The organism is Mycobacterium sp. E1715 (genome assembly GCF_001667625.1).
In the GTDB taxonomy this organism is placed as follows: domain Bacteria; phylum Actinomycetota; class Actinomycetes; order Mycobacteriales; family Mycobacteriaceae; genus Mycobacterium.
Genome location: NZ_LZJJ01000111.1, coordinates 1 through 5640 on the forward strand (window position 1 = coordinate 1; position 5640 = coordinate 5640).

Sequence of the window (5640 nt, forward strand, 5' to 3'; positions counted from 1 at the left end):
CCCGCCACACCGCACACCCCTCGGGACAACACCGACGTGGGCACCTTCGGCAGGCCCGACCGGCGGATCGCGTCGGCGGGCGGGGGAGCCAGGGGCGCCGGCTGGCCGTTGATTCCGGGCGCATCAAGCGGAGCGTCCAGGCCGGCCGGCGCGGGAACCTCGCGCGGGGACGGGCCGGACAGCGGGCCACCGCACACGGGCCAGGCACCGCGGCCCTGGGTGGCCAGCACGCGCTCGGCGACGGCGATCTGCTGCTCTTTGGTGGCCAGTTCGGCCGACGGCGCGTACTGGCCACCGCCGTGCGAAGCCCAAGTGCTCGAGCTGAACTGCACGCCACCGTGGTAGCCGTTGCCGGTATTGATCGCCCAGTTGCCGCCGGATTCGCACCGGGCTACCTGGTCCCACTCGCCGTCGGTGGCCGCGGCCGCCTGGCCGGCCAGGGCGATGCTGCCGCCACCGAGGACCGCGCCGGTGACGGCGATCTTGGCGACGCTGATGTTTGACGTGCTGGGCTTACGGTGACGTCCACTCATAGGCCGTGAAAAATCCTCTCTCGTCACGCGCCTGCGAGGTCAGCTGTCGGGTTCGGGTTGGAGAGGCCACCCGGCCGTCGTCGTGTCCGCTGGGGAGCGACGTCGGCTTCACCCCTAGGGGCCGCACGCGGCCCCAGTCCGATCACGGTGGACCGGTGGGTCCCCCGTCTCCATCCACGTTGGTCAGTGGGCCCCGCCTACTGGATGGAGCTCGGCGCGATAGGAGGGGAGGTCCGCCAATTCGGTTGTCTTGGCGAGCCTTCGGAGAAAGGTAGCGGGTTCTGTCGGCCCCGTCACGTTCTGCGAAACCGGGCGTTTCCCTCTCGGCCATCTGGGAAAACGCTCCGGACACACGGCATCCACGCAGGTCATAGCACCCGATATCGGAGCGTGATTACGCCGTTATCGTTCCGTTACGTGAGATAACTCACAGTTTTACCCGCCGGCGAAAGGGGGTAGAACGTCGATCGTGTTTCCGGGGCGTAACGGTGCGGTCTCGTCGCGCACGGCGACCCCGTCGCACAGGTAGGAGCATCTGCCCAACACCGCGGCGAGTCGGGAGCCACGCACGGCGAGGCGCTCGACGAGCTCGGCCACGGTGGTCCCGGGGCGCAGCACCACCGTCTCCGACTCGGCGCCCGCCGCCGCCCGCGCGGCGGCGAAGTAGCGCACCGTCACCTGAATCCCGTCTTGTTGGACGGCATGACCCATCGGGCTAGCCACCGATCGCGCTCATCGGACGGTCGGGCTGGACGAAGCTCGGGTCGTTGATCCCGTGACCGGCCGGCTTGCCCCACATCGCGACCCGCCACGCCGCTTCGATCGCGTCGTCGGACGCGCCGCTACGCAGCAGGGCCCGAAGATCGGTCTCCTCGGTCGAAAACAGGCAGCTGCGGACCTGACCGTCAGCGGTCAGGCGGGTTCGATCGCAGGCCGAACAGAAGGCGTGGGAGACCGACGCGATGACGCCGAACTTTCCGCTCGGCGTGCCCGGGCCGGTGTCGACCAGCCAGAGCTCCGCGGGCGCCGAGCCGCGCGGCGCGGGGTCGGGCCGTAACCGGAAGTGGGGGCGCAGCGTGTCGAGCACGTCGTCGGCGCTCAGCGCGGCGCCCCGGCGCCATTGGTGCCCGGCATCCAGCGGCATCTGCTCGATCACCCGTAGCTGGTGGCCGCGCTCGAGGCAGAACCGCAGCAGTTCGACGACGTCCTGCCGCCCGGTGACGGGATCGAGCACGGCGTTGACCTTGACCGGCGTCAGGCCGGCGTCGTGGGCGGCGGCCAGCCCGTCGAGCACGTCGCCGAGCCGGTCCCGGCGGGTGATCGCCGCGAAGTGGTCGCGATCCACGCTGTCCATCGAGACATTGACACGGTCCAGGCCTGCCCGGGCGAGGCCGGCGGCCCGCCTCGCCAGCCCTATGCCATTGGTGGTCAACGAGATCTCCGGGCGGGGCCGCAGCCCGGCCACCGCCGCGACCACCTCTTCGAGGTGCCGCGCCAACAGGGGTTCGCCACCGGTGAATCGCACGCTCGTGATGCCCAACCGGGTGACGGCGATGTGCATCAGGCGGGTCAGCTCGTCGGGCCGCAGCAGTTGCTCGCCCGGCAGCCAATCCAGGCCCTCGGCCGGCATGCAGTAATTGCACCGCAGGTTGCAGCGGTCGGTCAGCGAGACCCGCAGGTCGGTGGCGACCCGCCCGTAGGTGTCCACCAACGGGCCCGTGGTCGGGGCGTGCCGGGCGGCACCGCCGCCGGCGCGGCCCGGCACCGTCGGCACACCCAGCGCGGTCAGCGTCATGCGGCCATCACCTGGGAGGGCGAACCGACGGGAACGATCTGCTTGCCAAGCGGCATCAACGACACGGGGATCAGCTTGAGGTTGGCCAGCGCCAGCGGAATGCCGACGATCGTGGCGGCCATCGCCACCGCGCTCACCACGTGGCCGATCGCCAGCCACAGTCCGAACAGCAGCACCCAGATGACGTTTCCGATCAGCGCTCCCGTGCCGGCGGTCGGCTTGTCGACGATGGTGCGGCCGAACGGCCACAACGCGTAGGAGGCGATGCGCAGCGACGCGAAGCCGAACGGGATGGTGATGATCAGCAAGAAGCTGACAAGCGCCGCGACCACGTATCCGGCGGCCATCCACAGGCCGCCGAACACGAGCCAGATGATGTTCAGGATCAGGCGCATATCTCCTCCACCGGTAATGCCCAGAGTACCGAGTGGGCAATAACGGGGGTGCTCGTCAGGCGAGCATCCGAGTAGGATCAGGGACCAAACGGCGTCCTGCGCAGGCGGGACGCTTATTGTGTTGGCCATTCTATTGATCCGTTAGACAAGCAGGTGAGACCAGTGCCGACCGGCAAGGTTAAGTGGTACGACGCCGACAAGGGGTTTGGCTTCCTGTCGCAAGAGGACGGCGAGGACGTGTATGTCCGCTCGTCGGCGTTGCCCGCTGGGGTCGAGGGGCTCAAAGCGGGCCAGCGCGTGGAGTTCGGCATCGCCTCCGGGCGGCGCGGGCCTCAGGCGCTGAGCCTCAAGCTGATTGAGCCGCCGCCCAGCCTCACCAAGGCTCAGGGCCGCCGCGAGACGCCCGCCGAGCACAAGCACAGCCCCGACGAACTGCACGGCATGGTCGAGGACATGATCACGTTGCTGGAGAGCGCCGTTCAGCCCGAGCTGCGCAAGGGGCGCTACCCGGACCGCAAGACGGCTCGACGGGTCTCCGAGGTGGTTCGCGCGGTCGCCCGCGAGCTCGACGCCTAGCTCGCCGCCGGTCGGCGGCGAGTGGCTGGGGCAGAATTGTCACCATGGCCGCCTACGTCGCCGGAAAAGGTGACTTCACCCGCGACACGAACTACATCACCACCCGCGTCACCGCCGACGGGCGCGACGGCTATCCGGTGGAACCCGGCAGGTACCGGCTCGTCGTCGCGCGCGCCTGCCCCTGGGCCAACCGCGCCATCATCGTCCGGCGCTTGCTGGGCCTGGAAAGCGTTCTGTCCATTGGGTTTTGCGGGCCTACCCACGACGAACGCAGCTGGACGTTCGATCTCGACCCCGGGGGCGTGGACCCCGTCTTGAAGATTCCCCGGCTGCAGGATGCCTACTTCAAGCGCTTCCCCGACTATCCCAAGGGCATCACGGTGCCCGCGATCGTCGACGTTCCCACCGGCGCTGTCGTCACCAACGACTTCGCACAGATGACCCTGGACTTCTCCACGGAATGGACCGCCTACCACCGCGAGGGCGCCCCGGAGCTGTATCCCGAGCAGCTGCGCGCGGAGATCGACGACGTGAACAAGCGGGTCTATACCGAGATCAACAACGGGGTGTACCGGTGCGGGTTCGCCGGCTCGCAAGAAGCCTACGACGCGGCGTACGACCGGCTGTTCGCCGCGTTGGATTGGGTCGGCGACCGCCTGGCCGATCAGCGATACCTGGTGGGCGACACCATAACCGAGGCCGACGTGCGGTTGTTCACGACATTGGCCCGCTTCGACCCGGTCTACCACGGTCATTTCAAGTGCAACCGGAGCAAACTGAGCGAGATGCCGGTGTTGTGGGCGTATGCGCGCGACCTCTTCCAGACACCGGGGTTCGGCGACACCGTCGACTTCGTGCAGATCAAGCAGCACTACTACATCGTGCACGCCGACATCAATCCCACCGGCATCGTGCCCAAGGGGCCGGACCTGTCGAGCTGGCTGTCACCGCATGGCCGGGAAGCGCTGGGCGGCAATCCGTTCGGCGACGGGACCCCTCCGGGCCCGCCCGTCGAAGGGGAACGGGTGCCGGCTGGGCACGGCGCCTGACCCGGGCGCTCAATACGTAAGGCGCACTGACCATTCCGCGTGCGGAACATCCCGCAGCTCTCCCGCGGGATCCATGACGAGCGTCAGCAACTGCACCACTATCCCGACCACGCGCCCGCGGTGCGGGTCCACCGGCGGGATGGTGACCGCGAACCGGGTGCCCGGCCGAAAGATGGTGCTGGTGGTGTTGGTCGGGTCCTCGTAGACCTGCAGCAGCCGCCACGGCGCCCGGTAGATCGCGTCGGGCACCGAGAGTTGCACCGGGTAGCGCTCGCTGACCTTCAGCTCGCCCTGCGCCTGGGGCGTGTCGCAGTCCTCGAGGTTGAGCACGCTGCAGTAAAGGTATGGCCCCACCCTCGTGAGGTGGCCGTGCGAATACGCGCTGATCTGGGGTCGCTGCGGACCGGACGGGCGCACCAGCAGCCAGGTGCCCACACCGACGGCCACGCACGCCAGAGTCATCAGGCCGGCGAGCAGCACGGCCATCCTGCGTTTCACTCGGGCACCACCGCCGGTCGGCCGCGACGGACGCCTTCCTGCTCCACCATGACGGGCCGGTTACCTCCGAGTCCGGGGATCAGCGAGTTCCCTTGATAGCTAACGAGCGTCTGCGCCAATCCGAGGATCAGCAGCGCGGTTACGGCGGTGAAGCCCACCCACAACTCGGTGTACACCAGAACGCCCACGGCACCGCCGAGCACCCAGGCCAGCTGCAGCGTCGACTCCGAACGCCCGAATCCCGAGGCGCGCGATTCCTCGGGCAGATCGTTTTGCAGTGAGGCGTCCAGCGAGGCCTTCGCGATGGCGCTGCTGCCGGACGTCACCAGGGTGGCGATCACGGCCGCCGCGAGGGTGCCCGCCACCGCCGCCGCCAGCGCGACCGCAGAGACCGCCAGCGTGCAGCGCACCACCAGCACGGCGGGGCGGCCCAGTTGTAGGCGCGCGGCGGCGAAGTTGCCGGCGAAGTTGCCGATGCCGGCCGCCGCGCCGATCATCCCGAGCATGCCGAGCTGAACCCAGCCGTTGGCTTGATGCGCCTTGGCGACGAACGCCGGGTACAAGAACAGAAAGCCGACCATGACCTTGATGGTGCAGTTTCCCCACAACGAGGTAATGATGTTGCGGCCCAGCGGTTGTCGCAGCGTCCCGCCGACCTTCTTGACTTCATGGTGCCAGCTGCGCCGCTGTGGTTCGCTGTCCTGGCGGTAGCTCAACGTGGCGGGCACCTCGCCGGCCGTGACCTCGACCCAGCGCGGGATCCGCATCGACAGCGAAGCGCCGACCAGCGTGAC

6 protein-coding genes, 3 pseudogenes and 1 riboswitch are annotated in these 5640 nt (G+C 68.7%); of the genes and pseudogenes, 2 read left to right on the top strand and 7 right to left on the bottom strand.

All coding sequences use genetic code 11. The annotated features are described in order from the left end of the window. The 5 genes and pseudogenes from A9X03_RS30665 to A9X03_RS05965 form a co-directional block, all read right to left on the bottom strand. Window positions 1–86, bottom strand: a pseudogene (locus A9X03_RS30665) (MogA/MoaB family molybdenum cofactor biosynthesis protein); the annotation flags it as partial. After that, a pseudogene (locus tag A9X03_RS05950) lies at window positions 72–533 on the bottom strand (transglycosylase family protein); the annotation flags it as partial. The pseudogenes A9X03_RS30665 and A9X03_RS05950, both read right to left, overlap by 15 nt. Window positions 534–543: 10 nt before the next feature. Beyond that, window positions 544–760, bottom strand: a riboswitch (cyclic di-AMP (ydaO/yuaA leader). 208 nt (window positions 761–968) lie between these two features. Beyond that, entirely contained in the window at window positions 969–1244 is a 276-nt protein-coding gene (locus A9X03_RS05955) for a MoaD/ThiS family protein (protein WP_067747420.1), read from the bottom strand. 4 nt (window positions 1245–1248) lie between these two features. Then, the gene (gene moaA / locus A9X03_RS05960; protein WP_067747423.1) at window positions 1249–2328 is read right to left on the bottom strand and encodes a GTP 3',8-cyclase MoaA; all 1080 of its coding nucleotides are present in this window, start codon (window positions 2326–2328) and stop codon (window positions 1249–1251) included. Continuing rightward, window positions 2325–2723, bottom strand: coding sequence for a YccF domain-containing protein (locus tag A9X03_RS05965; protein ID WP_067747425.1), 399 nt, complete (start codon window positions 2721–2723; stop codon window positions 2325–2327). The genes moaA and A9X03_RS05965 overlap by 4 nt, the downstream gene beginning before the upstream one ends. A gap of 162 nt (window positions 2724–2885) precedes the next feature. Between A9X03_RS05965 and A9X03_RS05970 the strand changes: the two genes are divergently transcribed. Both A9X03_RS05970 and A9X03_RS05975 read left to right on the top strand, forming a co-directional pair. Then, window positions 2886–3299, top strand: a complete 414-nt coding sequence (locus tag A9X03_RS05970) for a cold-shock protein (protein WP_067273548.1) — start codon at window positions 2886–2888, stop codon at window positions 3297–3299. Window positions 3300–3343: 44 nt separating this feature from the next. Next, entirely contained in the window at window positions 3344–4348 is a 1005-nt protein-coding gene (locus A9X03_RS05975; protein ID WP_067747427.1) for a glutathione S-transferase family protein, read from the top strand. A 9-nt stretch (window positions 4349–4357) separates the two neighbouring features. On the opposite strand, the gene A9X03_RS05980 is transcribed toward A9X03_RS05975, so the two are convergent. Then, a complete protein-coding gene (locus tag A9X03_RS05980; protein ID WP_067747429.1) occupies window positions 4358–4834 on the bottom strand; it encodes a DUF2771 domain-containing protein in 477 nt (158 codons plus the stop codon). An 8-nt stretch (window positions 4835–4842) separates the two neighbouring features. Next, a pseudogene (locus tag A9X03_RS05985) lies at window positions 4843–5640 on the bottom strand (MFS transporter); the annotation flags it as partial.